Origin of the sequence: Altererythrobacter sp. B11, assembly GCF_003569745.1 — a bacterium.
GTDB lineage: Bacteria > Pseudomonadota > Alphaproteobacteria > Sphingomonadales > Sphingomonadaceae > Croceibacterium_C.
In genome coordinates this window covers 3,395,313-3,419,179 of record NZ_AP018498.1, presented here as the reverse complement: position 1 = coordinate 3,419,179, position 23,867 = coordinate 3,395,313, and the positions used below count along the sequence as shown (strand labels likewise).

The 23,867-nt window shown below is 63.8% G+C and carries 20 protein-coding genes and 1 tRNA gene; 11 read left to right on the top strand and 10 right to left on the bottom strand.

Annotation, left to right across the window (positions count from 1 at the left end; translation table 11 throughout):
• Window positions 1–17 precede the first annotated feature (17 nt).
• Window positions 18–2,336: a polyribonucleotide nucleotidyltransferase gene (gene pnp / locus AEB_RS15960; RefSeq protein WP_119084015.1), complete on the top strand. Its 2,319-nt coding sequence runs from the start codon at window positions 18–20 to the stop codon at window positions 2,334–2,336.
• 109 nt (window positions 2,337–2,445) lie between these two features.
• Here the strand turns inward: pnp and AEB_RS15955 are convergent, their stop codons facing one another.
• Complete coding sequence (locus AEB_RS15955) at window positions 2,446–2,961, bottom strand: DUF1993 domain-containing protein (RefSeq protein WP_119084014.1); 516 nt, start codon at window positions 2,959–2,961, stop codon at window positions 2,446–2,448.
• A gap of 89 nt (window positions 2,962–3,050) precedes the next feature.
• Here AEB_RS15955 and AEB_RS15950 point away from each other — a divergent pair, with 89 nt between their 5' ends.
• Genes AEB_RS15950 through AEB_RS15940 form a run of 3 tightly spaced genes read left to right on the top strand, consistent with a single transcriptional unit; the run spans window position 3,051 to window position 5,950 of the window.
• A complete protein-coding gene (locus tag AEB_RS15950) occupies window positions 3,051–3,920 on the top strand; it encodes an SDR family NAD(P)-dependent oxidoreductase (protein WP_119084013.1) in 870 nt (289 codons plus the stop codon).
• Window positions 3,921–3,964: 44 nt separating this feature from the next.
• Window positions 3,965–4,513, top strand: a complete 549-nt coding sequence (locus tag AEB_RS15945) for a VOC family protein (RefSeq protein ID WP_119084012.1) — start codon at window positions 3,965–3,967, stop codon at window positions 4,511–4,513.
• A 57-nt stretch (window positions 4,514–4,570) separates the two neighbouring features.
• On the top strand, window positions 4,571–5,950 hold the full coding sequence (locus tag AEB_RS15940) for an MFS transporter (RefSeq protein ID WP_119084011.1): 1,380 nt from the start codon (window positions 4,571–4,573) through the stop codon (window positions 5,948–5,950).
• 18 nt (window positions 5,951–5,968) lie between these two features.
• Here AEB_RS15940 and AEB_RS15935 read toward each other — a convergent pair whose 3' ends face one another.
• Window positions 5,969–7,930 (bottom strand): alpha/beta hydrolase family protein, encoded by a 1,962-nt coding sequence (locus AEB_RS15935; RefSeq protein WP_172593140.1) that lies wholly within the window; start codon window positions 7,928–7,930, stop codon window positions 5,969–5,971.
• Between the two features lie 406 nt (window positions 7,931–8,336).
• The gene (locus AEB_RS15930) at window positions 8,337–9,020 is read right to left on the bottom strand and encodes a GcrA family cell cycle regulator (RefSeq protein ID WP_119084009.1); all 684 of its coding nucleotides are present in this window, start codon (window positions 9,018–9,020) and stop codon (window positions 8,337–8,339) included.
• Window positions 9,021–9,098: 78 nt separating this feature from the next.
• Between AEB_RS15930 and AEB_RS15925 the strand changes: the two genes are divergently transcribed.
• Window positions 9,099–9,998, top strand: coding sequence for an ABC transporter permease (locus AEB_RS15925; RefSeq protein ID WP_119084008.1), 900 nt, complete (start codon window positions 9,099–9,101; stop codon window positions 9,996–9,998).
• Window positions 9,999–10,047: 49 nt separating this feature from the next.
• Here the strand turns inward: AEB_RS15925 and hspQ are convergent, their stop codons facing one another.
• Window positions 10,048–10,428 (bottom strand): heat shock protein HspQ, encoded by a 381-nt coding sequence (gene hspQ / locus AEB_RS15920; RefSeq protein ID WP_119084007.1) that lies wholly within the window; start codon window positions 10,426–10,428, stop codon window positions 10,048–10,050.
• A gap of 167 nt (window positions 10,429–10,595) precedes the next feature.
• On the opposite strand from hspQ, the gene AEB_RS15915 reads away from it, so the two are divergent.
• From AEB_RS15915 to AEB_RS15895, 5 genes are all read left to right on the top strand, one after another.
• A tRNA-Ser gene (locus tag AEB_RS15915) sits at window positions 10,596–10,685 on the top strand.
• 144 nt (window positions 10,686–10,829) lie between these two features.
• On the top strand, window positions 10,830–11,975 hold the full coding sequence (locus AEB_RS15910; protein ID WP_119084703.1) for a tyrosine-type recombinase/integrase: 1,146 nt from the start codon (window positions 10,830–10,832) through the stop codon (window positions 11,973–11,975).
• Window positions 11,976–12,335: 360 nt separating this feature from the next.
• Window positions 12,336–13,235: an ArdC family protein gene (locus AEB_RS15905; protein ID WP_119084006.1), complete on the top strand. Its 900-nt coding sequence runs from the start codon at window positions 12,336–12,338 to the stop codon at window positions 13,233–13,235.
• Between the two features lie 87 nt (window positions 13,236–13,322).
• Window positions 13,323–14,252 (top strand): HEPN domain-containing protein, encoded by a 930-nt coding sequence (locus tag AEB_RS15900; RefSeq protein WP_119084005.1) that lies wholly within the window; start codon window positions 13,323–13,325, stop codon window positions 14,250–14,252.
• A gap of 413 nt (window positions 14,253–14,665) precedes the next feature.
• Window positions 14,666–14,986: a DUF736 domain-containing protein gene (locus AEB_RS15895; protein ID WP_119084004.1), complete on the top strand. Its 321-nt coding sequence runs from the start codon at window positions 14,666–14,668 to the stop codon at window positions 14,984–14,986.
• A 214-nt stretch (window positions 14,987–15,200) separates the two neighbouring features.
• Here AEB_RS15895 and AEB_RS18225 read toward each other — a convergent pair whose 3' ends face one another.
• Both AEB_RS18225 and AEB_RS15890 read right to left on the bottom strand, forming a co-directional pair.
• On the bottom strand, window positions 15,201–15,368 hold the full coding sequence (locus AEB_RS18225) for a hypothetical protein (RefSeq protein WP_172593139.1): 168 nt from the start codon (window positions 15,366–15,368) through the stop codon (window positions 15,201–15,203).
• A 76-nt stretch (window positions 15,369–15,444) separates the two neighbouring features.
• Window positions 15,445–15,807, bottom strand: coding sequence for a hypothetical protein (locus tag AEB_RS15890; RefSeq protein WP_119084003.1), 363 nt, complete (start codon window positions 15,805–15,807; stop codon window positions 15,445–15,447).
• An 849-nt stretch (window positions 15,808–16,656) separates the two neighbouring features.
• Here AEB_RS15890 and AEB_RS15885 point away from each other — a divergent pair.
• The gene (locus tag AEB_RS15885) at window positions 16,657–16,857 is read left to right on the top strand and encodes a helix-turn-helix domain-containing protein (protein ID WP_119084002.1); all 201 of its coding nucleotides are present in this window, start codon (window positions 16,657–16,659) and stop codon (window positions 16,855–16,857) included.
• A 421-nt stretch (window positions 16,858–17,278) separates the two neighbouring features.
• On the opposite strand, the gene AEB_RS15880 is transcribed toward AEB_RS15885, so the two are convergent.
• The 4 genes from AEB_RS15880 to AEB_RS15865 form a co-directional block, all read right to left on the bottom strand.
• Window positions 17,279–20,416, bottom strand: a complete 3,138-nt coding sequence (locus AEB_RS15880; protein WP_119084001.1) for a type I restriction endonuclease subunit R — start codon at window positions 20,414–20,416, stop codon at window positions 17,279–17,281.
• Window positions 20,413–21,261, bottom strand: a complete 849-nt coding sequence (locus tag AEB_RS15875; RefSeq protein WP_172593138.1) for a pentapeptide repeat-containing protein — start codon at window positions 21,259–21,261, stop codon at window positions 20,413–20,415. The genes AEB_RS15880 and AEB_RS15875 overlap by 4 nt, the downstream gene beginning before the upstream one ends.
• Before the next feature lie 91 nt (window positions 21,262–21,352).
• A complete protein-coding gene (locus tag AEB_RS15870; RefSeq protein WP_119083999.1) occupies window positions 21,353–22,543 on the bottom strand; it encodes an FRG domain-containing protein in 1,191 nt (396 codons plus the stop codon).
• A complete protein-coding gene (locus AEB_RS15865) occupies window positions 22,543–23,853 on the bottom strand; it encodes a restriction endonuclease subunit S (protein ID WP_231958785.1) in 1,311 nt (436 codons plus the stop codon). The genes AEB_RS15870 and AEB_RS15865 overlap by 1 nt, the downstream gene beginning before the upstream one ends.
• Window positions 23,854–23,867 lie beyond the last annotated feature (14 nt).

Here is a 23,867-nt window from a genome sequence, read left to right as displayed (position 1 = left end):
GGAGTGAAGGATATCAGATGTTCGAAACGAAAACCGTATCGCTGGAGTGGGGCGGAAAGACCCTCACTCTGGAAACCGGGCGCATCGCGCGCCAGGCCGATGGCGCCGTGCTGGCGACCTATGGCGAAACCGTGGTGCTGTGCGCCGTCACCGCCGCGAAGAGCGTGAAGGAAGGGCAGGATTTCTTCCCCCTTACCGTCCACTACCAGGAAAAATTCTCCGCCGCCGGCCGCATTCCGGGCGGCTTCTTCAAGCGTGAGCGTGGCGCGACCGAGAAGGAAACGCTTACCAGCCGCCTGATCGACCGCCCGATCCGCCCGCTGTTCCCCGAAGGGTTCTACAACGAGATCAACGTAATCTGCCAGGTCCTCTCCTATGATGGCGAGACCGAGGCGGACATCGTGGCGATGGTGGCCGCCAGTGCGGCGCTGACCATTTCCGGCGTGCCCTTCATGGGGCCGATCGGCGCCTGCCGCGTGGGCTTCGTGGACGGCGAATATGTGCTCAACCCGAAGCAGGAAACCGCCCTTGCGGATGGCCGCCTCGACCTCGTCGTCGCTGCCACGCACGACGCGGTGATGATGGTCGAATCCGAAGCCAAGGAACTGACCGAGGAAGAGATGCTGGGCGCCGTCATGTTCGCGCATGACGAAAGCAAGAAGGTCGTGGAAGCGATCATCAAGCTGGCCGAGCAGGCCGCCAAGGAGCCGTGGGAAATCGACATGTCGGACGACAAGTCCGCCATGAAGGAAGAGCTGCGCGGCATCATCGGCAAGGATATCGCCGCTGCCTACAAGCTGACCGACAAGTCGGCCCGTTCGGACGCGCTCAATGCGGCCCGTGCGAAGGCGAAGGCACATTATGCCGATGCCGACGGCCAGACGCAGATGACGGCCGGCAAGCTGGTCAAGAAGCTTGAAGCCGAAATCGTGCGTACCGCCATCCTCAAGGACGGCAGCCGCATCGACGGCCGCAAGCTCGATCAGGTCCGCCCGATCGAGGCGATGGTCGGCTTCCTGCCGCGCACCCATGGTTCGGCGCTGTTCACGCGCGGTGAAACGCAGGCAATCTGCACCACCACGCTGGGCACCAAGGAGTCCGAGCAGATGATCGACGGCCTCGAAGGCCTGTCGTATCAGAGCTTCATGCTGCACTATAACTTCCCGCCCTATTCGGTCGGCGAAGTGGGTCGCTTCGGCGCTCCGGGCCGTCGCGAGATCGGCCACGGCAAGCTCGCCTGGCGCGCGCTGCACCCGATGCTGCCGAGCAGGGAAGACTTCCCCTACACGATCCGTATCCTGTCCGACATCACCGAGAGCAACGGCTCTTCGTCGATGGCGACGGTGTGCGGCGGCTGCCTCAGCATGATGGATGCCGGCGTGCCGATCGCGCGCCCGGTTTCGGGCATCGCCATGGGTCTGATCCTGGAAGGTGACGACTTCGCCGTGCTGTCCGACATCCTGGGTGACGAAGATCACTTGGGCGACATGGACTTCAAGGTGGCCGGCACCGAAGCGGGCATCACCAGCCTGCAGATGGACATCAAGATCGCTGGCATCACCAAGGAAATCATGGCCAAGGCGCTCGAGCAGGCGAAGGGCGGCCGCGCCCATATCCTGAACGAGATGACCAAGGCGCTGGGTTCCGCCCGCACCGAACTGTCCGCTCACGCTCCGCGCATCGAAACGATGCAGATCGACAAGTCCAAGATTCGTGACGTGATCGGCACGGGCGGCAAGGTGATCCGCGAGATCGTGGCCGAAACCGGCGCGAAGGTGGATATCGATGACGAAGGCGTGATCAAGATCTCGTCCAGCGACATCAGCCAGATCGAGGCTGCACGCCAGTGGATCCAGGGCATCGTGGAAGAGCCCGAGGTCGGCAAGGTCTACAACGGCAAGGTCGTGAACATCGTCGATTTCGGCGCCTTCGTGAACTTCATGGGCGGCAAGGACGGTCTCGTCCACGTTTCCGAAATGAAGAACGAGCGGGTCGAGAAGCCGACCGACGTCGTGTCCGAAGGGCAGGAAGTGAAGGTCAAGGTCCTCGAGATCGACAACCGCGGCAAGGTCCGCCTGTCGATGCGCGTCGTGGACCAGGAAACCGGCGAGGAGCTGGAGGACACGCGTCCCCCGCGTGAACCGCGTGGTGATCGTGGCGACCGCGGCGATCGTGGCGACAAGCGCGAAGGTGGCCGTGGTGGCGATCGTCGCGGGCCGCGTGGCGGCGGCGGCGGTGGCCGGGATCGCGGACCCCGCGGCGGGCGCGACCGTGACGGCGGCGGCAAGGAAGGGGGCGACCCCGATCACCTGCCGGCCTTCCTGAAGGAAGACTGATTGAACGGAAAACCCCCGCAGCCTCACGGCCGCGGGGGTTTTCTTTCTCCGGGTTGGAGAGGAGGGGGCCGCGGGGCAAAGATCCCGCGGCCCCTTTATACGTCAGGGCTCAGGCAGCCTTGAGCCGCAGGGCGCCCAGATAGTCGAGCTTGCCCACGGCCACGCCCTTCATGCGCAGCACACCATAGGCGGTGCAGGCGTGGAAGAAGAAATTGGTCTGGCTGAAGGTCAGCAGGAAATCCTCCGCCGTGAAGGGCAGCTTCTTCTCGCCGATCTCGAACCGCATGTCCTTGCCGATGAAGCTTTCCATCTCTTCTTCCGTCACCGACTCGAGGAAGGCGATGGCATCGTCCAGCAGGCTGCGCATCTCGGCGAAGGTGGCAGGCGGCGTGTCCTTGAACTTCGGCGTGAACACGCCCGCGCGCACGCCTTCGATCGCGCCCTTGCTGTGATCGGCCATGCTCTTCACCTGATAGGCGAAGGGCAGCATGTCGTCGATCAGCCGGGCTTCCACCAGTTCCGCCTCGGGAATGCCGCAGCTTTCGGCCTTGTCCAGCCAGCCCTTGCCGGAGCGGAGAATCTGGAGCTTGCTGGGAATGATTGCGGCGTGAAGCGAAAGGGGCATGTGTATCCTCCGTCTGTTTAAGTCGGGCCGGCCATAGACGACCTGCGGGGCCTCTGCCACATAGAGGCGCAACATTACGGGAGAGGTGCATGCCCATCGGAAGTTTCGAAGGGAAGATTGCGTTCATCACCGGCGGTGCCAGCGGCATCGGCCTGGGCATCGCGCGGGTGCTGCTCGATCGCGGTGCGCAGGTGGTGATCGCCGATCTGCGGCAGGACCACATCGACCGCGCGATGGAAGGCTTCACCGGCGGCGCCCGCTCCAACGCGGTCAGCGCGCTGCAACTCGATGTCACCGATCGCGAAGCCTATCGCGAGGCGGCGGCGCGGATGGAGCGCGAGTTCGGCGGGATCGACATTCTGGTGAACAATGCCGGCGTGGGGCTGGAAGGCCCGGTGCTGGAAGCGACCTATGCCGATTACGATTTCGGTTTCGGCGTGAATGTCGGCGGCGTGATCAATGGCTTTGTGGAATTCATGCCGCAGATGGTGGCGCATGGGCGCGGGGGCCACGTGGTCTCCACCGCCAGCCTGGCTGCCGAAGTGGTCATGCCGCCGCATCTGGCGATCTATGCCGCCAGCAAGGCGGCGGTCTGCCATTATTGCGAAGCGGTGAAGCCGGAGCTGGCGGAAAAAGGCATCGGTGTTTCCATTCTCCTGCCCGGCCCGGTGAAGTCCAACATTCACGAAACCCAGCAGAATCGCCCCTCGCATCTGCTGCAGGGCAGCGGCTTCCTGGATAGCGAGAAGAAGCTGTCCCGCCGTATCGTGGGCGAAAACTGGATGGAGCCGGAAGAGGCCGGGGCGCTGGTGGCGGACGGCATCCTTGCCAACCGCACCTACATCGTCACCCACGGCTACTACAAGGAAGCCATGCGCGCCCGGGCCGACGCCGTGCTGGCCGCCACGCCCGACAAGGCCGAGGAGGCGCCGGACTTCGGCCAGTATCGCGAGGATTAGCGTGCAGGCGCCCGGGGCGGGCGGAAGAGGAGGGGACAATGCGAATGAGAAGGCTTGCTGACATTGCCCCGCATACTGAGCGAGTCGGGCCGCGCGGGATCCGCGCCGGGGCTCCGGCCAATATCCGCCGGCTGGCGATCGCCCCCGCGCTTGGCGCTGCATTCCTGCCGCTTTACCCGCCGATCCATGCCGAGGAGGTGCCTGCCATGTCCACTCCTGCGCCGCTCGTCTTCTTTGATATCGCCGCGCCCGATCTCGTCTCTCAGCGGTCCTTCTATGGCGCGCTGCTGGGCTGGGACATTGCCGATGACGGCAGTTTTACCGTACCCGTGCAAGGGCCGCTGCCGGGCACGCTGCGGGTGGAGCCCGCCGATCTCGGCCCCCTTACGGAGCGGGTGCTCTATTTCGGCGTGGACGATATCGAAGCGACACAGCGGCGGGCGGTGGAACTCGGCGGCGGCATCGCCTTTCCGCGGCTGGTGGTGCCGGGCGTGGTGATCCTGGCGATGCTCACGGATCCGGCGGGCAATCGCTTCGGCGTAGTGGAGATGAGCGGGGGAGCCGTGACCGTGCCGCCCGCCCCGGATGGCTGAGCATCGGTTCGCAGGAACCGCATAACAAGCCAGGAAACACTGGCGGATGGGAGAGCGATGGCAGTTACATTTTCAGAGGCGCTGAACCGTTCGCGCATGCACCCGTTCCAATGGGCGATCGTCGCCACCTGCATGCTGGTGCTGGTGTGCGACGGGATCGACCTGCAATTGCTCGGCATCGTCGCGCCGCTGGTGATCGACAGCTTCGACACGGACAGCACCACTTTCGGCTGGGCCATGGGTGCGGCGCTGGTGGGCTTCGGCCTCGGTTCGTGGGGCGGGGGCTGGCTGGGCGACACGATCGGCCGCCGCTGGACGCTGGCGCTGGCGGCGCTGGTGTTCTCGCTGGCGACGGTCGGTGCGGGCACTTCCGCCGGCGTTTGGCACATGGCGGGCTGGCGCCTTCTGGGCGGGCTGGGCTTCGGCGCGGCCTATGCCAATGCGCTGGCCATGGCAGGCGAATGGCTGCCCGATCGCTGGCGCGCCGTGGCGGTCAGCACGCTTTCGGTGGGCACGCCGATCGGCGGCACGATCGTCGGCTGGATCGGGCCCGATCTCGCCGTCGCGCATGGCTGGCCGGGGACGTTCACGCGCATCGGCCTCGCCACGCTGGTGCTGGTGGCGATCATCGCCGCGGTGCTGCGCGACAGCCCGTCCTTCCTCCTCGCCCGCGGCCGGCGGGAAGCGGCGCTGCGCAACGCGCGGCTGGTGCTGCGCGAGGATACGGAGCTGGTGCCCGAACGGCATGAGACGGACGCGGGGGACGGGCCTTCCGTGGGAGTGCTCCACCCCAGCAACACGCGGGTGAACACCGGCATCGGCCTGGCCTTCGCGGCGGCGGCGCTGGTCGCCTACAGCATCCTCAGCTGGTCCACGGTGATGCTGACGGAGCGCGGCTTCTCGCTGGCGGCGGCGGGCAATGCGGTGGCCTGGGCGGGGATCACCTCGATGATCGGTTCGATCATCGTCGGCCTCGCCATGCGCCGCTTCGGCTCGCGCCCGGTGATGCTGGCGCTCAGCGGCGGGCTGGTGGTGCTGCTGATCGCGCTGGGCTGGGCGGTGGAGGGGCTGGCGCCCAATCCGGCCGTCCCGCCCGCACAGGCGCAGCAGACGCTCGTCACCTGGCTGATCGGCGCGGCCGGCGGCTTCTTCAGCGCCGCCATCGCCGGCATGTATGTGATGATGACCCACGCCTATCCGCAAAGCTGTCGCTCGGCCGGGATCGGCTTCGGCATCTTCATGAGCCGCGTGGGCGCCATCGCGGCGACGGCTTTCGGCGGCGGGCTGCTGGCGCTGGGTGGGGGCAGCACAATTCCCTTCTTCGCCGTGCTGACCCTCTCCGCAGCCGTGATCGCGGCGGCCGCCTTCGTGGTCGACCGCCATGTGCCCAGCCTGGCCGAGGCGGAGCGGCGAAGGGTCGCGGCGGCGGGCGCGTGAAGCCCGCAGGAGCGGCGCTCAGTCCGCCGGATTGTACTTCGTCAGGAACTCTTCGATCGAGGTGAGCAGGGTCAGCCGGTCCGCTTCGCGCGTGAAATAGTGGTCCGCCTGCGGAAGCGAGACGAGGTCCACCGTTTTGCCCGCCTTCTTCATCGCCGAATACATGCGGTCGGACTGGGCGTAATCCACCGTCACGTCCTTCTTCCCGTGGATCAGCAGAAGCGGTGCCTTGATCTTCTCCACCGCATTGAGCGGCGAGACGGCGGCGAAATCCGGCGTCATGGCCTGCCATTGCCCGCGGTAGAGCCGGGCGCGAATGGAATCGCCAAAATCGTTCACCTCGCGCCGCAGGTTGGCCACGCCGGCGATGGAAATGGCGCAGCGGTAGAGGTCCGGGTCTTTGGCGATGCCCCACATGGCCGCATAGCCGCCGTAGGAGGCGCCGACGATGCACACGCGCTGCGGATCGGCCAGCCCCTGCGATACCGCCCAGTTCACGCCGGCGGTAACATCGTCCTGCATGGCAAAGCCGAGTTGCCCGCGGCCCGCCTTCTCAAACTCCACGCCATAACCGGTCGATCCGCGGAAGTTCGGCTGCAGCACCAGATAGCCGCGCTCCGCCAGGAACTGCGCCCAATAGTCATATGTCAGCTCGTCATGTGCCCAGGGCCCGCCATGCGGCATCACCACCATCGGCAGGTTCTTTTCCGCCCGGCCGCGCGGCGTGGTGAGCACGCCTTCGATCTCCAGTCCGTCGCGAGCCTTGTAACGCACCAGCTTCGCGCGTGAGAGCCGCTTGCTGCCGATCGCCGGGTTGGCATCGGCGAGCTGGTAGAGATCGCCGGTCGTATTGTCGTAATAGTACAGTAGGCCGGGGTTGTCCGGCGTGCTGAAGCGGACGAGCATCTTGCCCAGATCGGCGCTGAAGCTCACGATCCTGGCCTTCGCCATCGGCGCAGCGGTTTGCAGATCCGTTTGAGCAGTGGCGACGCCGGGGTCCAGCCAGACGATTTCCTCATCGACGTCGGTAGCCCATATTCCGAGCAGCTTCGTACCGTCGGGGGACATCACGACATCTTCGACGTCGTGATCGGCATAGATGGTCCGCACATCCTGGCCGGTGGTGATATCGGTCTCGACAACTGCGGAGCGCCCGCCCTCCAGTTCCCTGATGATATAGCCGTGATCCGCTTCCCCGAAGAAGAAGGGGATGGTGAGGTCCTCGTCCACATCGAGTCTCGCCCGGTCGATTTCCCGCAGGGAATGGTTGCCTTGCGCGCGATAGAACAATTTGGAGGTGGTGGTGCGGTCGCTATAGGCGATCCCGAGGCGCACCTGACCCGAATTGTCCGCGCCCCAGTCGAGCACGCCGGTTCGTCCCCGCTCTACCAGTTTCTGCCGTCCTGTTGCCACGTCCACGCGGTATACGGCAGGCCAGAACTCCGCAGACTCGTAGATGCTGCCCTGACCGGCGACGAGGATTTCCGTGCTTCCGTCTTCCGGGATCCACAGCACATCGGCCGCATTCTGCCCGCCGAGATCCCATAACAGCTTCGTGATTTCGCCGGTCTTGCGGCTGATTCCGATCAGCCGCGAAACGTACCAGCGGCTCGTTTCCACCGGCATGAGCGTGGTAAGCCCGACGATGATATTGTCGTCACCCACCCATCGGATCCAGGCAACTTCGGTCTGATCGGGCACGCGCGCCCCAACACTCTGCGACCGGTCACCGAGCACCGGCATCATCATGATGCGCTGTTCGCCGTTTACGCCGAACAGCCCGGCGATATTCTCACCATTGGGGGACAAGCTTGCCTTTTCCACGAAGGGAAGGCGGGCGAAGGCACTTGTGGGAAGCTGCCCCGTTTCGGCCACAGCCTTCGTTGCGGAACCGGCTTCACCCCCTGTCGGCTGGGCCGCGGCTGGAAGCGCCAGCAAAAGAACCCCCGCGCCGCACAGCTGCGCCACAAGCCGGCCCATCCGCGTCCATCGGGCGCGGCGCCCATTCCCTACATTCCCCCGCATAACTGCCCCTGCCATGCTGCATCTGATTTGCACATCATGGATAAGTGAGCCGCCGAACTAATCAACTGCTCTCGAAGGAGCAGCCCGCGTGGCGAAAGCGAGCGAGCGCGAGCCGCGTCGCTTTCCTACGGCGTAGGCCATGCGGCAGCCTTGTCGCATGCACGCCGTAGCCCCCTCCAAAGCCGCAGATTTGCCCCCTTTTTCGCGCCGGGGAGTGCAAGGTTACACTTTTGGCATGAACCCTGTTCCAGCGTGTTCCAGCCCCATCTGGAATCGCACTCGCCTCCGCAGCCGCAGGCACGAAAAACCCGCCGTTCCGGGGTGGGAACGGCGGGCTCTGAAACTTCGGAAAATCGGGCGGTCAGCGAACGCGCGGGCCGCCGAAGGGCAGCGGGGGCGGGGGCCGGCGGGCGCCGCGCGGCAGCTGCGCCTGATAGGCCCGGCCGCAATGTTCCACGCAATAGGGGAAGCCGGGGTTCACCTTCTCCCCACAGAAATGGAAATCGGGTTCACCCGGATGGCCCATCGGCCAGCGGCATACCCGGTCGCTGAGATCGAGCAGGCTCGTCTTGTCGGCCATTTCCGGGCTGGGCCGCGCGGGCACCAGGCGGCGGGGCGGTGCGGGCGGGATCGGGGCCTGCTGGTCACCCGGGCCCTGCCGCAGGAAGCCGCCGGGGCCGACGGAAACAACGCGCGGGGAATCCGCCGCCGGGGCGGGGGTGGGTTGGCTCGGCGCCTCGCGCTCTTCCGGCGCGGGCTCGGCCGGGCGTGCCTGCTGCGCAGGGCGGGGGGCGGGCGCCTTCGGCTTGGCCGGCGGCGGCGCCTTGGGCGCTGCGGGCTTGGCTTCGGCCTTGCGCGGCTTGCCCGCGTCCTTTTCCTCGTTCGGCTTCACGGGGGAGGGGCGCGACTTCAGGCCAAGGCGGTGCGCCTTGCCGATCACCGCGTTCCGGGACACGCCGCCCAGTTCATCCGCGATCTGGCTCGCCGTCGCGCCACCCTCCCACATCTTGGTCAGTGTCGCGATGCGTTCTTCGGTCCAGCTCATCTAAAATCCACCAATTCATATGCGGGCGGGCCGCGCAACATCTTGCCAGCGCAAGCAGGGGCCGATAGTCGCCCCCCTATGGCCGATCAAGCCCAAGCTACTCCGGCACCGGCCGGTACGTCACCCGAATTCCTCGATTCCGGCACGGGCGCCGGGCGCAGGTTTCCGCCCAAGGGCCAGCCGCAGATCACGGGTTTCAACCGGATCGGGCTGTGGAGCCTCTATATTAAGGAGGTCCGGCGTTTTCTCAAGGTGCAGACGCAGACAGTGTGGGCACCTGCGGTCACCACGCTGCTGTTTCTGGTGATCTTCACCGTCGCCATGGGCCGCGGCGGGCGCGAGATACTGGGCGTGCCCTTTGCCACCTTCGTCGCGCCGGGCCTGATCATGATGGGCATGATGCAGAACGCCTTCGCCAATTCCAGCTTCTCGCTGCTGGCGGGCAAGCTGCAGGGCACGATTATCGACGTGCTGATGCCCCCGCTGAGCGAGGCGGAGCTGATGATCGGCATCGTAGGAGCGGCGATCACCCGTTCGGTGATGGTGGGCGGCGCGCTGGCGCTGGCCATGTGGCTGTGGCCCGATGTGCAGATGATGGCGGCGCATCCCTGGGCGATCGTATGGTTCGGCCTAATGGGCGCCACGCTGCTGGCGCTGATGGGCCTGCTCACCAGCCTGTGGGCGGACAAGTTCGATCACGCGGCGGCCGTCACCAATTTCGTCGTGGCGCCGCTCTCGCTGCTGTCGGGCACCTTCTACGTCATCCATGCGCTATCGCCGGCCTTCCAGCTGGTGAGCCGGCTGAACCCGTTCTTCTACATGATCTCGGGTTTCCGCTTCGGCTTCCTCGGGGAAAGCGATATCGGCAACAGCAATCAGGCCGTAATCGGCGCGGCGATCGGCGTGGGCGTGCTCAACCTCGTGCTGGGCTTCGTGACCTACCGCATCCTGAAGAGCGGCTGGAAGCTGAAGAGCTGACCGGAAGGGCCAGGGTGCGCGGCCGGCATTACGCGGCCGACGCGCCCGCTCAATGCGTCAGGCTGCGGCGCAGGTGGTATTTGCCGCCGGCGAATTCGTCGAAGAGTTGGGGCAGGTTGGGATGTTCGATCGGGCCGCCGTCACGGTCCTGCAGCAGGTTCTGCTGGCTGACATAGGCGACGTAGGAGGATTCCTCGTTCTCGGCCAGCAGGTGGTAGAAGGGCTGGTCACGCCGCGGGCGCAGATCCTCCGGGATCGCTTCGTACCATTCCTCGCTGTTGGCGAAGACCGGATCGATATCGAACACGACGCCGCGGAAATCGAACATGCGGTGGCGCACCACGTCGCCGATCGCGAAGCGCGCTTCGGCATGGCGGGGGAACTCAATCCGGCGGCCGGCCTGCGGCGAATAGATTCTCGAATGGTCCATGTTCCGGAAATATAGACCTCCTTTGCCCCTGCACAAGCCTGCTACCCCGGCCAATCCCCGATCGCGGGTGACGCGGGGCGCGATGGGGCTTGGCAAGCTGTCCGGCTTGGGCTAACGGCCGCGCTCCCAGCCGACCGGCGCCCTGCGCGCCCATGCGCTTTTCTTGCGGAGAGGTGCCGGAGTGGTCGAACGGGGCGGTCTCGAAAACCGTTGTGCCCTTACGGGTACCGAGGGTTCGAATCCCTCCCTCTCCGCCACCACCCTATCCTGCCACATCTGAATCAAGCCGCAAAAGTCCAAGGATTTCCTTGGCTTAGGGCTGATTCGCATCCCCTCGCGTCCATGCCGGATCACCGGCGTCCAAGTTGGAAATGTGGGAACAGGTGTGGGAAAAAACGGCCATGGGAAAACTCTCCAGGACTGGCGTCGCGGCAGCTTCGCGGCCGGGCAAGCTCGGGGATGGCGACGGGCTCATGCTGGTCGTCCAGCCGAGCGGATCGAAGAGCTGGGTGTGCCGGGTGCAGAAGAACGGTCACCGGCGCGATTTTGGCCTCGGCAGCGCGAAGAAGGTGAGTTTGAAGCTCGCCCGCGAGCGCGCTCATGAAATCCGCACCTGGGTCGAGATGGGCCTCGATCCGATCTTCGAGCGGCGCAAGGCAGCCGGCATCCCGACCTTTCGCGAGGCGGCGGCCAAGGTGCTCGCCCAGCACCGCAAGACCTGGCGCAATGAGAAACACGAGCAGCAATGGCTCAGGACGCTCGAGAGCTATGTCTTTCCCGAGATCGGCGATCTGCAGGTGAATGCCATCACAGGGCCCATGATCCGCAATGTGCTGGCGGACATCTGGCTCAGCAAGCCCGAGACTGCCCGGCGCGTACGCCAGCGGATCGGCACCGTGCTCGACTGGGCCTATGCCTCGGGCTACCGCGACAGCGAGGCGCCGATGCGAGCGATCACCAGGGGCCTGCCGCGTCAGCCGAAGAAGGACGGGCATTTTGCCGCCATGCCCTATCCCGATGTGCCGGCCTTCATGGTGAGGCTGCGCAAGCGCGAGAGCTTCAGCCGGCTGGCGCTCGAGTTCGCGATCCTCACCGCTGCCCGCTCAGGCGAAGTGCGCGGGGCGACCTGGGACGAGATCGATCTCGAGGCGAAGCTGTGGACGATCCCGAAGCAGCGGATGAAGGCCTCGCGCGAACATGTGGTGCCGCTGACGCGGCCGGCGGTGCGCTTGCTGGAACGCTGCGAGCGGCTGCGGATCGCGGGCTGCTCGCTGGTGTTTCCCGGCATTCGCGGGAATACGCCGCTATCCGACATGACGCTGACGAAGCTGCTCAAGGAGATGAAGGAGCCCTATACGGTTCACGGGTTCCGCTCGGCCTTTCGCGACTGGGTGAGCGAGGAGACCCAGCACCAGGGGGAAGTCGCCGAAGCGGCGCTTGCCCATGTGGTCGCCAACAAGACCGAGGCGGCCTATCGCCGCGGCAACCTGCTCGAGAAGCGGCGCCTGCTGATGGATGACTGGGCGATGTTCTGCTCGGCGCGGTGAGGCCCCTCTCGCTGCATAGGGTCCGTGGCGCGGCGGCCGCTGGACCCAGGCAAGGCCTGTCTCCCCCGTGCGAGCGTCGCTGGAGGTGGCAGCGCACACGAGGCTGCGGCATTTTGCGTCGGCTGCTCTCTCCTCTCCTCGCCTGACACGCGGCGCCCGATGCCGGCAGCCGGGTGGGCGGTGCGATTCCCATGGGCCTGCCCGGACGTCCCGCAACCCCGGCGGTGCCGGGGTCTTCCTCTTCGTTGCAGCCCTTGCGGGTGCAGGCCGCCCTTGCGGGGCAGGCCCTGCGGGCTCGCTCCTGCCGCCCACCCGCCTTCCGGCGGGGCGTGCGGGCGCCAGGAACAGGAGCGAAGAGCCATGCGCGATACCCAAGTCCACAGCCTCTATGGCGAAGTCACCGCCCGGATCATCACCGAGCTCGAGCAGGGCAGACTGCCCTGGGTACAGCCCTGGGATGCCGCCAGCTGCCCGCTGGCCATGCCGCAGAATGCCGCTACCGGCCGCAGCTACTCCGGGATCAACATCCTCATCCTGTGGGCCGCGGTCGTCGAGCATGGCTGGTCCTCGCAGCGCTGGCTGACCTACCGCCAGGCCCAGGCGGCAGGCGGCCATGTCCGCAAGGGCGAGAAGGGCACCACCGTGTGCTATGCCGATCGCTTCACCCCGAGGAGCGAGCAGGAGCGCGCAGGCGAGGAGAACCGCGAGGCGCGGACAATCGCCTTCCTCAAGCGCTTTACCGTCTTCCATGTCGATCAATGCGAGGATCTGCCGGGCGAGCTTACCGCTGCGCCTGCGCTGCCCGATCCGGTGCTGTCGATCGCGGTTGCCGACAGTCTCATCCATATGTCGGGGGCCGACTTTCGCATCGGCGGGGGCGAGGCTTTCTATAGCCCGATGCATGACTATGTGCAGGTTCCACCGCAGTCGGTCTATGGCGAACCGGTCAACTGGTACCGCACCGCCTTGCATGAGCTGGGCCACTGGACCGGCCATGCCAGCCGGCTGCAGCGCGACCAGAGCGGCCGGTTCGGCTCGGCTGCCTATGCCAGGGAAGAGCTCATTGCTGAGCTTGCCTGTGCCTTTACCTGTGCCTCGCTGGGGATCGAGCCGACGGTGCGCCATGCTGACTATATCGGTGCCTGGCTCGAGGTGCTGCGTGCCGACGAGAAGGCCATCGTGCGGGCGGCGAGTGCTGCGAGCAAGGCGGCGGATTATCTGCTCGCCGCCGGCAGTCGGGGCAATCCGCCGCCCGGCTGATGCACCGGCCGATGCCGCAGAACTGCTCCGGAAGCACCTCCCTCTTGCGCATGGCATCGCCTATGCCGCACAGTTGCGCTGTAAGCCATGAAGACCAGCCTTGATCATCTCCCCGAGCGGAAGCGCCGCGATCTGGAGGAGGTCGTGCGGCTGCTGTTTGCCGAGTTCGAGGATGCGACGAGCCTCGCGACGCAGAAGTGGAAGAAGCAGGGGCGGATCCTCAAGGTGATCCTCTACGGCTCCTATGCCCGGGGCGACTGGGTCGAGGATACGGTGGGGGGCTACTACTCGGATTATGACATCCTGGTGGTGGTGAGCGACGAGCGGCTCACCGATGTGCAGGAGTTCTGGGCCAAAGCCGACGAGCATCTGCTGCGCGAGGTGACGATCGCCAAACGCATCTCGGCCCCGGTCAACTTCATCGTTCATAGCCTCGCGGATGTGAACACCCAGCTGAAGCGGGGGCGGCCGTTCTTCATCGACATCTACGAGCAGGGCATCGCGCTCTATGAAGCCGATGATCACGCGCTCGAGAAGCCGCGACCGCTGACGCTGCATGCCAAGCTGAAAGAGGCGAAGGCGAACTATGCGCAGTGGTTTCCGAGCGCAGATGCGTTTCTCGCTTCGGCCCGCTTTCTCATCGAGCGAGGCAACAGAAACGAAGCAGCCTTCAACTTCCACCAAGCGACGGAGCGCCTCTACCACTGCCTGCTTCTGACGCTCACCTTGTACTCACCCAAGTCGCACAAGCTGAAGTTCCTGCGCAGCCAGGCCGAGCCGCTGGTCTTCGATCTGATCGCGGTGTGGCCGCGGGATACCAAGTTCGCCCGGCGCTGCTTCGAACTGCTCCAGGTCGCCTATGTGCAGGCCCGCTACTCGCCGCATTATGTGATCACGCCCGAAGAGCTCGAGTGGATCGGCGAGCGGATCGAGAAGCTGCAGCGGGTGGTCGAGGAATATTGCGAGCGGCACATCGAGCAGCTGCAGGATGCGATCAACGCCGAACGCGGAAGGTAGAGCCCCGGCAGTGAGGTGAGGCCTTGGAGGTGGATCACACCGCCTGCCGAGGCGCCACGATCATACTCGCAGAACCCGGATCAGAGCCTTCAAACCAGCTCGCTTTGCCACTAGGCAGTGCTCCACCAACTGCTCCAATCATGCTCTCCTGCTGCTCTGCTTCCAGCCAGTACCGGCTCACGGGGCCATGACCTGGGACGCTCGCGGTGCAGCGCAACCGGTGCTGCGGGGCTTCTTTCCCCGGCCGCATGCGGCCTCCTCGCGCAAGATCGCTGACGCGCAAACAAGCCCCTGGCACCGGTCCTTCGCTTAGGCTGCGGCCCTGCGGGTGCGCCGCTCCGCTGCACGCGCGTCCCTCTAGTCGGCCCATCGCCCGGCACCGGGTCGGAGCGACACACACAGGAGACAGGACCATGGCTGCAATCGGATTTGTTACCCGCGAGGGCAAGGGCTTCAAAGGCGAGCTCAAGACGCTCTCCATCAGGGCCGAGATCATGATCATGCCCAATGCAGGCAAGACCAGCGAGGCCCAGCCCGACTACCGGGTTACCTCTGCCGGGGTGGAGATCGGCGCCGGATGGCTGCGCCGCAGCGAGACCTCGGGCCGCGACTATGTGTCGCTCAGCCTTGCCGCCCCCGAGTTCGGACCGCGCCGCCTCTATGCCAATCTCGGCCGTGCTGCCGGGCAGGATGATGACAACGCCTTCGCCATCATCTGGAACCCTGCCGACTAGGAGAAGGGCGACCCCGCGCATCGCAGCGCGGGGTCTTGCCTGCACGGAAAGAGTGCTGCTGAGGCGGTAAGAAGAGACAGCAGGCTGAGCAGATAGAGACCAGCAGGCACGTGCCCGTAGTAGTCGGCAGTGCTCATCCTGCAGTGCTGAACTTGCGCCTGAAGGCCTGCTTTCTCGCATGCCTCTGCCGCTCAGCGAGAGGCAAGCCGCCCGCCTATGCGGCGCGCGGCAGATCCTTGGCCAGGGCGTCGGCAATCATCGCTGCCAGCGTCTCTTCGGCGCGCTGTCTTGCCGCCGGATCAGCTGCGGCAAGATCGCTCCTGATCCATTGCGGCAGGCGTGCCAGCACACTCAGCACCGCTGCCTGATAGGGCTGTTCCATGGCCTCGATATTGCTCCTGCGAGGTGCTTTCGGGCAAGCAAATTGACGCCGATATTTGTAGGAGTGGCTGCACAAATCATGCCGCCAGAGCGGGGCGGATCGCGAGCTCCAACTGCGTCGCATCGGCCTCTTCTGAGCTCTCCGAAGGAGACAGCGCATCGCTTCCCGCGGCAATGCTGATCCAGTCGATCGGGGCATCCAGCATAGCCATATCCCCATGCCGGCAGCGCCTGATCGCGCAGTTGCTGCGGCCTTCTGAGGCGAGCTGCAGGCGCAGCTCACGCAGCTTCAGATCATAGCTGCCGCGCAGCAGCGTGCCGTCGGAGAAGGCGAGGGCAAAGCCTTCACGCTGGGCCCTGAGCGACAGCGAAACCATGGTCTCTACGTCGCCGCCGAGCTTCAGCCTGGTACCTTCTGCAGGCTCGATCCGGATGGGCATTGGCAGCTCCTGAAAGCAAAGAATCGATGGAGCAGGACTATAGAACATATATAGAACATTGGCAAAGGTCGGAGTGAGGGCGAGGGGAGGGTGTAAGGCAAGATCAAACAAATGGCGCCATGCCCTGCGGTCGGTGGGCCATAAGTTCTTGTCTGCACATCCTTATTGGCTTCGGCGCCGATGGCGCCATGTCGTCAGGCATGGCGCTATGCTTCAACCAAACCCGCAGAACTCCGTGGTTTTTAATGGCACCATCGATGGAAGCGGGCGGCCATGGACGCTGCGGTACCGGATCGAGCCCGAGGCGGCTGCGGCGAGATGGGGCGGCCATGAAGGCGCTCGATTGGCTGCTGCTCACGGCCTGCTGCGCGGCGGCTGATGGAAGCGGGGCAGGGGGCGGAGCAGCGTATCCCCGATGACAGGAAATCTTGCAGGCTCGAGGGATGCCCGCGCAAGTCGAGCGGGGGCCTTGCCGACCTCTGCGAGAGGAAGGTGGTAGCGCCTCGCAAGAACAGGCGTTGCTGGGCCGCCCACGGCATGGTTGGCGGCGCCCGATGAACGCGATGTGTGCTGACCCGCCGAAGCGCTTGGCAGGGCTTTCAGCGACACGAGAACCGCTGTCGATTAGTGGCAGCATGGCGGCCACGACGGCGCCGCTTATTGGATACGCTAAGGCTTGCTCCGGCATGTCTGACGATCGGTGCAGATCCCTTGCCAGCAGGCAAGGGCGAGCCATCACCGCGAGACAGGAATGGACGGGACGATCGGGGCTCGTCGCGTCGATCGATCCGGCGCACCGGTGAGGCCATAGCCGAAGGGGCAAGATAACCTTTTGAAAGGAGCCCAACCATGAGCCAGCACTCAGCCCCCGCTGCTCTCACCGTGCGCATCAAAGATGCCTGCAGTATGACCGGTATCAGCCGGTCCAAATTCTACGAGCTGATCGCTGCCGGCGAGGTCGAAATCGTCAAGATCCGCGCCATGACCCTGGTCCCCGTCGACAGCCTCAAGAAGCTCATCGAGAGCGGGCGTCAGCGGGGCCCGAAATGAGGCTACACCGGACCGTTGTTCACTTGGTCATCGGGGCCACCGGCGAAGCGGTTCTATGAGAGAGGTGGCGCCTTGCAAACGGCTCAGAGATCAGTGAGCGAATGTCGCCTCTTGGGGACGGTCCGGAACGGCTCCTCTCAGGAGTGCAGATCAGGATAGCGGACGTTTCAAACAGCGAACCGGTGCGTCAGCTTCGCGCCCCAGAATCAGTCGTTCGTCTGCGTTCGTTTCCTTCCTGATAGCCGCCGTTCGTCAATCTTGCGCCGAACGGCATGTTTGGGTGAGGGATGGAGCGACGTTGGCGCAAGTCTGTTTGTTGCCGATCACCCGCTTTCGTATCGGTGGAATATCGGGTCGGCTACGGCATCACCAAGCTAATCTAAGCGTGTTGTTAATCCCAGAAATCGCCGACAAGAGGTAATTATGCGGTGATTTCTCGAAGGAGGATTTCGGCCTGCGCAAGGACCGTCTGCACGGCTTCTTCGGATAGGTTGGGCGGGTACCCATGTTTCTTGAGGACGCGTTTCACCAGCACACGCATTCGGGCTCGGGCACTTTCGCGCTGATGCCAGTCCACGGTCACGTTGCCACGCAATTGTTCGAGCAGTTCGTGGGCGATCAGCCGGAGCTTTTCGTTGCCCATCGCCGCCACCGCGCTCTCATTCTCGGCAAGGGCATCATAAAAAGCGATTTCTTCCGGGCTAAGCCCCTGTTCCTCGCCCCGCGCGCGGGCGGCCTGCATATCCTTGGCCAGCGCGATGAGTTCCTGAATCATCTCCACGGCTGAAATCGCGCCCGCATGATAGCGGGCCACGGCTTCTTCCAGCCGGTTCGAGAAGGCGCGGCTTTCAACCAGATTGGTCGCGGAGCGGCTGACAATCTCTCCGTTGAGGAGCTTCTTCAACGCCTCCAGCGCAAGGTTCTTTATCTCCATCTTCTCGACTTCCATCAGGAATTCGTCGGAGAGGATCGAAATATCAGGCGACTGGATGCCCGCGACTTTCAGGATGTCGATGATTTCCGAAGAGGCAACGGCCCGGTCCACGAGCTGCTGAACAGCAAACGAGCGATCCTTCTCGCTGATTTTTCCAGTTGCTGTCGTCTTGGCAAGCGCCGCCCGGATCGCCTGAAAGAAGCCGACCTCATCGCGGATTGTCCGCGCTTCGTCGCTGGCTGAGGCCAGCGCATAGGCTTTGGAGAGTTCCAGCACCATGTCGAGATAACGGCGATGGGCGCGCTTCTTGTCCTCGGCATCCTTTTGCTTGGCGGCCTGTGATTCCTGCCACTTGAGCACCCAATCGATCGCCCCGCCAAGGCAGATAAGGCGCTCACGCGGCTGGCCATCGATGCCGGGCCGATAGTCAAAGCCGTGGAACAGGTCGCGGATGGCCTCATACCGTTCCATCATCGCGGCAACGGCGGCGGCTTCGTCGATGCCGGTCTTGTCGCGATCTGAATCGGTGTACTGGCCAAGCGCGCTGCGCAGGTTTTGCGCCACGCCGATGTAGTCCACCACCAGCCCGCCGGGCTTGTCCTTGAACACTCGGTTTACGCGGGCAATCGCCTGCATCAAACCGTGGCCGCGCATCGGCTTGTCGATATACATGGTGTTCATGCACGGCGCGTCAAAGCCAGTCAGCCACATATCGCAGACGATCACCAGCCGTAGCGGATCATCTGGGTTGCGCGCCCGCTTGGCGAGGTCGTCCCGCCGCTTCTTCGTGCCGATATGCTGCTGCCAATCGAGCGGATCGGAGGCCGCCCCGGTCATCACGATCTTGACCGCGCCCTTGTCGTCGTCCGTCGAATGCCATTCCGGGCGATGGGCGATAATCCGGTCATAGAGCGCCACGCAAATGCTGCGGCTCATGCAGACGGCCATCGCCTTGCCGTTCATCGCCTCGGTGCGGGCTTCAAGGTGCGTCACCATATCCGCCGCGACCTGGGCCAACCGCTTGTCAGCCCCGACCAATGCCTCCACGGCGGACCACTTCGCCTTCATCTTCTCGGCTTCGGTCAGCGAGGCGTCTTCGATCAACGCTTCGATTTCCGCGTCGATGAGGGGCTTTTCGTCCTCGTTCAGTTCGATGCGGGCAAGGCGGCTTTCATAGAAAATCGGCACCGTGGCGCCATCTTCCACGGCGCGGCTAATGTCGTAAATGTCGATGTATTCGCCGAAGATGGCCGGGGTGTTGATGTCCGCTGCCTCAATCGGAGTGCCGGTAAAGCCAATGAATGAAGCGTTCGGCATCGCCTGCCGGATGTAGTGGGCATAGCCATAGCGCCTAAGCCCGGTTTCCCGGTTGAGCTTGGATTCAAAGCCATATTGGCTGCGGTGGGCTTCGTCCGCGATCACGATGATGTTGCGCCGATCCGACAGCAGCGGGAAACTCTCTTCCCCGCGCTCCGGCGAAAACTTCTGCACGGTGGTGAACACCACGCCGCCCGCTGCCTTGTCGAGAAGTTGCTTCAAGTCCTGGCGACTGTTGGCCTGTTCCGGGTTCTGGCGGATCAGGTCTCGGCAAAGCCCGAAAGTGCCGAAAAGCTGATCGTCCAAATCGTTCCGATCCGTCAGAACAACCAGCGTCGGGTTTTCCAGCGCCTCGGATTTCACGGCTAGCCCGGCGAAGAACGCCATCAACAGGCTCTTGCCCGATCCTTGAGTGTGCCAGATAACACCGATCTTGCGATCCCCGTCCGGGCGGGTGGCTTCCACCGCTTGCCGCACGGCCTTTTGCGCGCCGTGGAACTGGTGATAGCCCGCGACGATCTTGAACGGCCCTTCGCCCTTGTCGCCAAACACGATGAAATCGCGGATCAGCGCCAGCAGGTTTTCGCGGGCGAACACGCCGCGTAACAGGGTTTCGAGTTCCGGGGTTCCTCGGTGGGCAAAGTCCTGTCCGTCCACCGTGCGCCACGGCATGAAGCGTTCGGCATCGGCGGTGATCGATCCGATCCGGGCTTCCATGCCATCCGACGTGATCAGCACTGCGTTGGTGCTGAACAGGCTGGGGATTTGGTGGAGGTAGGTTTGAAGCTGGTTGAAGGCGTCGGCAATCGTCGCGTTCTGCGACGCGGCATTCTTCAATTCCAGCACGGCGAGCGGCAGGCCGTTGACGAATAGCACCACGTCCGGGCGGCGGTTGGACCGGTTCTCAACCACGACAAGCTGATTCACCGCCAGCCAATCGTTCGCATCAGGATTGCCCAGGTCGATCAGCCAGATTTTGGTGGAAGCGGTCTTGCCGTCGTCCCCGCGAAACTCGACATCGACGCCTTCGGTCAGCAGCTTGTGGATGCGACGGTTTTCCTCGACTAGCGAGGGAAGCTCGCCGGTCAGCACACGCCGCATGGCCTCATTGCGCGCGGGCTCGGGTGCACCGGGGTTGATCTGCGCAACCGCAGCTTCCAGCCGCCCGACCAGCACGACATCGCCGAACGAACGGCGCTCTGGGGCGCTACCATCGGGTGCGATCACAGAGCCGTGGAGGTAGGACCAACCAAGCTCTTGCAGCGTTTCTAGAGCCGCCAATTCGACAATATCTTCGGTGATGCTCACGTTGTCGATCCATTCGCCGTCTGCCGCAGCACCGCCAAACGTATTTCGTCATTGTCGAAATAGGCAGTCTCCAGCCCTTTGGCCCCGGTAAAGTCCGCCTCAAGTATATTGTCTACGTCTCGAAAATCAGCATTCTTGAACTGGCAGCCGTTGAACGAAGCCCCCCGCAGGTCTGCTTTGTAAAGTGGCCCGTAGCTGATCTGCGCGCAGGCCGGCGTGCCATCTTCTTCGTCCCAATATTCCAAGTGCGTTGCCGGGGGCGGCGCGCTCCAGCGAATTTCGGAGCCGTTGAATCTTGAATTGCGCAGGTCGGTTTCGACGAAGGAACAATCAACGAAAAGCGAGAAATCCATTGCCAAGCCGCCAAACCCCGACAGAGGATTGTAAGGGGAAAAAATCACGTCGTTACAGTTCAGATGATCGAAAGAGACCTTATTCAGTGTGACTGAGCTGTCGCCAAACCGCTCTCCCCAGCGCCCATCATAGAATTTCGATCCCTTGAGGCTTTGAACGCCAATGCGTGCGAAGTTGAAATCGGTTAGCCGCGCACCGGCCATGTCCAGAGCAAAAACGCCAAGCCGGTTCAGGCGGCGAATGGCCCCGGCAATCCGCAAATGCGCCTCGGGGTGATCCCACCGCTTGTAGTCGTCGATCACTTCGCGCTGGCGGGCGATGTCCTGGCGTTTGTTGCGGCGATGCTCGAACAGCGCGAACACGATCAGGATGAAGAACACGTCCAGTGTCATCCCGCCCATTTCGGGCCAGAGGTTGCTCAGGGGTTGAGGGTCCACCCGCCACCAAAGAACGGTGATCCCGGCACAGGCGATGAACAGACCGATTGCCATCGGAAAATTGGTTTCGTGCCAAAAGCCCCGCCACTTCGCAGCGGCGCGGGACGTGGCCAGCCGGCTGCGCCAAATCTGAAGGCGGGACGGCTTACGGGGCATTCGTAGCCCGCCAACTGGCCTTTAAGAATTCGATTAAGCGCCGTGCACCGGTATCGGCGACGGCGCGGTTTACGCTGTTGCTCATCAGGAATTTGCGGAATTCCAGCTTGAGCCGCGTTTCCGATGAGGGGCGTTCTGGCCAGTCGGTTTCCGCCGTCCGTTCATACAGCGCGATAAGCTTTGGTGCCCAAGCGGTGAGCATTTCGGGTGGGAATTCGCTGTCGTTGCGCAGTGTATTGCGCAGCAATCCGACGATGGCGTCCGTCGAAATTTCGCTGTCCGAGATCAGCGGTTCATCAGACTCAGACACTGCTTGATCCGCCGCCGCTTCCAATGCGAGGGCTTCCGCCGCGTCGCGCTTCTCTTCATCGATCAGGCGCGCCAGCCAGTCATTGGAATATTTCGACGCCCCGCCAGGATCGGGGAAGAGGTTGGCGTGGTGGATGTTCATCTTGCGCAGGGTGTTCAGGCACTCCACCCGGTTCTCGTTGGGCACATGGATCTTGGCAATATAGCGAGCCACGTCCATCGGATCGTCGGGGTTGATGACCTCGTTGTCGGCCAGTTCGTTGAGGATCGCCGAAACCAAATTGTCCTTGCCGCTGGGCGTGATCGTAAAAAGCCCGGCCTGATTGACTAGCCGCGCGTTTTCGTGGTGCGTCGGCTCAAAGATGATCTGCGAGAGGTTTTCGTCGGCGCGGATCGCCGCCATGTTCAGGCAGAACACCGCGCGCGATGGGTTCTCCACACGTTCCACGTCTGGTTCGTCAAAGGCGAAGAACAGCGCGACATAGGGCGATTTGGTCCAGTCGATCAGCGGAGTGCGCAAGCCGTGGTGCTGGCCGAAAGCCCACAGCTCCTCATCGTCCAGCTTACTGCAATCCAGCCCCCGCCCACGCATGGCGAGGCGGAATTGCGCCAGCAGATTTTCCTGGTGCTGCCCCGGCACCGCGCCGCCATCGAACAGGCGGGCGAGCGTGGACGACAGGTGCCAGTTATGCCCGGCCTGCCCGCGATAGACAAATTCGCCAGCCGCCCGGTTATGATCGGGCGAGCGCATCGCGGCGATGAAGTCTTGCCAGCTTTCCACCCGGCAGGCCGGCACCAGCCCGTCAATCGCCACATCTCCGATGGTGTAGGCGGGGAAGAGCGGCAGCGAGCGGAAATAGGGATCGGCCATCAGGCGGCCTCAACCTTTTGCGCGACGCGCACTGCGCCGGACATCAGCCGGGGCAGGAGATAGTCGCGGGTTTCGGCGAGGGATTTGCTTTCGGCGCGGCTTGCCAACAGCCGTTCCAACATGACGCCGACCAATGCTTCAAACGCCACGAATAGCTTTGGATCGGCGGAGATTACTTCCTGTGCCAACAGGGCTGGCGGTGAAATCCGTTGGTGGCTTTTGGAGGTGCCAGTTACCATACCTTGCATTAGCGCCCGGAAATCAGGATCGCGGAAAAGTGCAAAGAGCAGGCTGCGCGAAGCGCCAGCCTTCGGAAGAAAAACAAGGAATTCTGTTGAGGCAATCTGCGCTGCGTTGGAATAGGCATTCGGCAACCAAACCCTCAGGATTTCCGGGTTGAGCTTGGAAAGCAGGATTGCACCCGCAGGCACCGGCGTCTTGTTGCTCTTGATGGACGATCCAGCATCCATCGACGGTTCCTGCCCTTTGTCGAACGCGGGCAGGCTGTAATGCTCAAAGGTCTTGTTCGGCTGCCCTAGCGGGTTCACGCTCCCCTTTCCTTGGGCCGCGATGTCAGCAAGCTTCAGCCGCTTCCATCCCACCGGCAAGCCATCGTCGCCGACGGCGGAGGGGAAGAGGGCGGCGAGTTCGGCGGCGCGGGCGGGGTCTGGGGTCAGGCCGCCCATGATTGCCACCGGATCGGCCTCGCCAGCCGTCTTGCGGCGCGTGGGGCCGAAATCGACGAACCAATCCCGAAAGATTGCCTGCGCCATCCCCTCCAGCGTCTCGTTCATCTGCCGGTTGAGTTCGATTTTGTCGTCCAGCGGTTGCAAAACATCGACAATGCTTTGCTGCTCCTTGGGCGAAGGGAGCTTAAAGCGATGGGCCAGAATGCGACCGGGCGAAGTATGCTTGACCGTTGAGCCGGTCGCTCCTCCAACAATCTCGTGCCGGTAGGGCCGTGTCCGCATTAGCCAAGCGATGAAACCCAAATTTGCCGACGCATCCTTTGCTATTAAGCGCCCAATCCGCTGGTTGTGCAACAGACGCGGCTTTATGGCGGGCACGACAGCGGAGAAGCCAAGCGTATCGGCCTGTTTGCTAAGATCGGTCATCGTGACGATCACATCGCCCGGATTGAGCACGTATTCCTTCGGCACCGGGCCGTTGTAGAACTTGGGCTTGTTGAGTTGAAAGCCGCCCCCAATCGCAAAGTTGCCGGGCGTCACTAGGATGTCGCTCGTTGGCTCATCCGCGAAGAATTCACCCTTGAAGGCAAAGCCATGCTTGATGTCGATAAGTTCGCTCAATTGAGCGTCCCGCC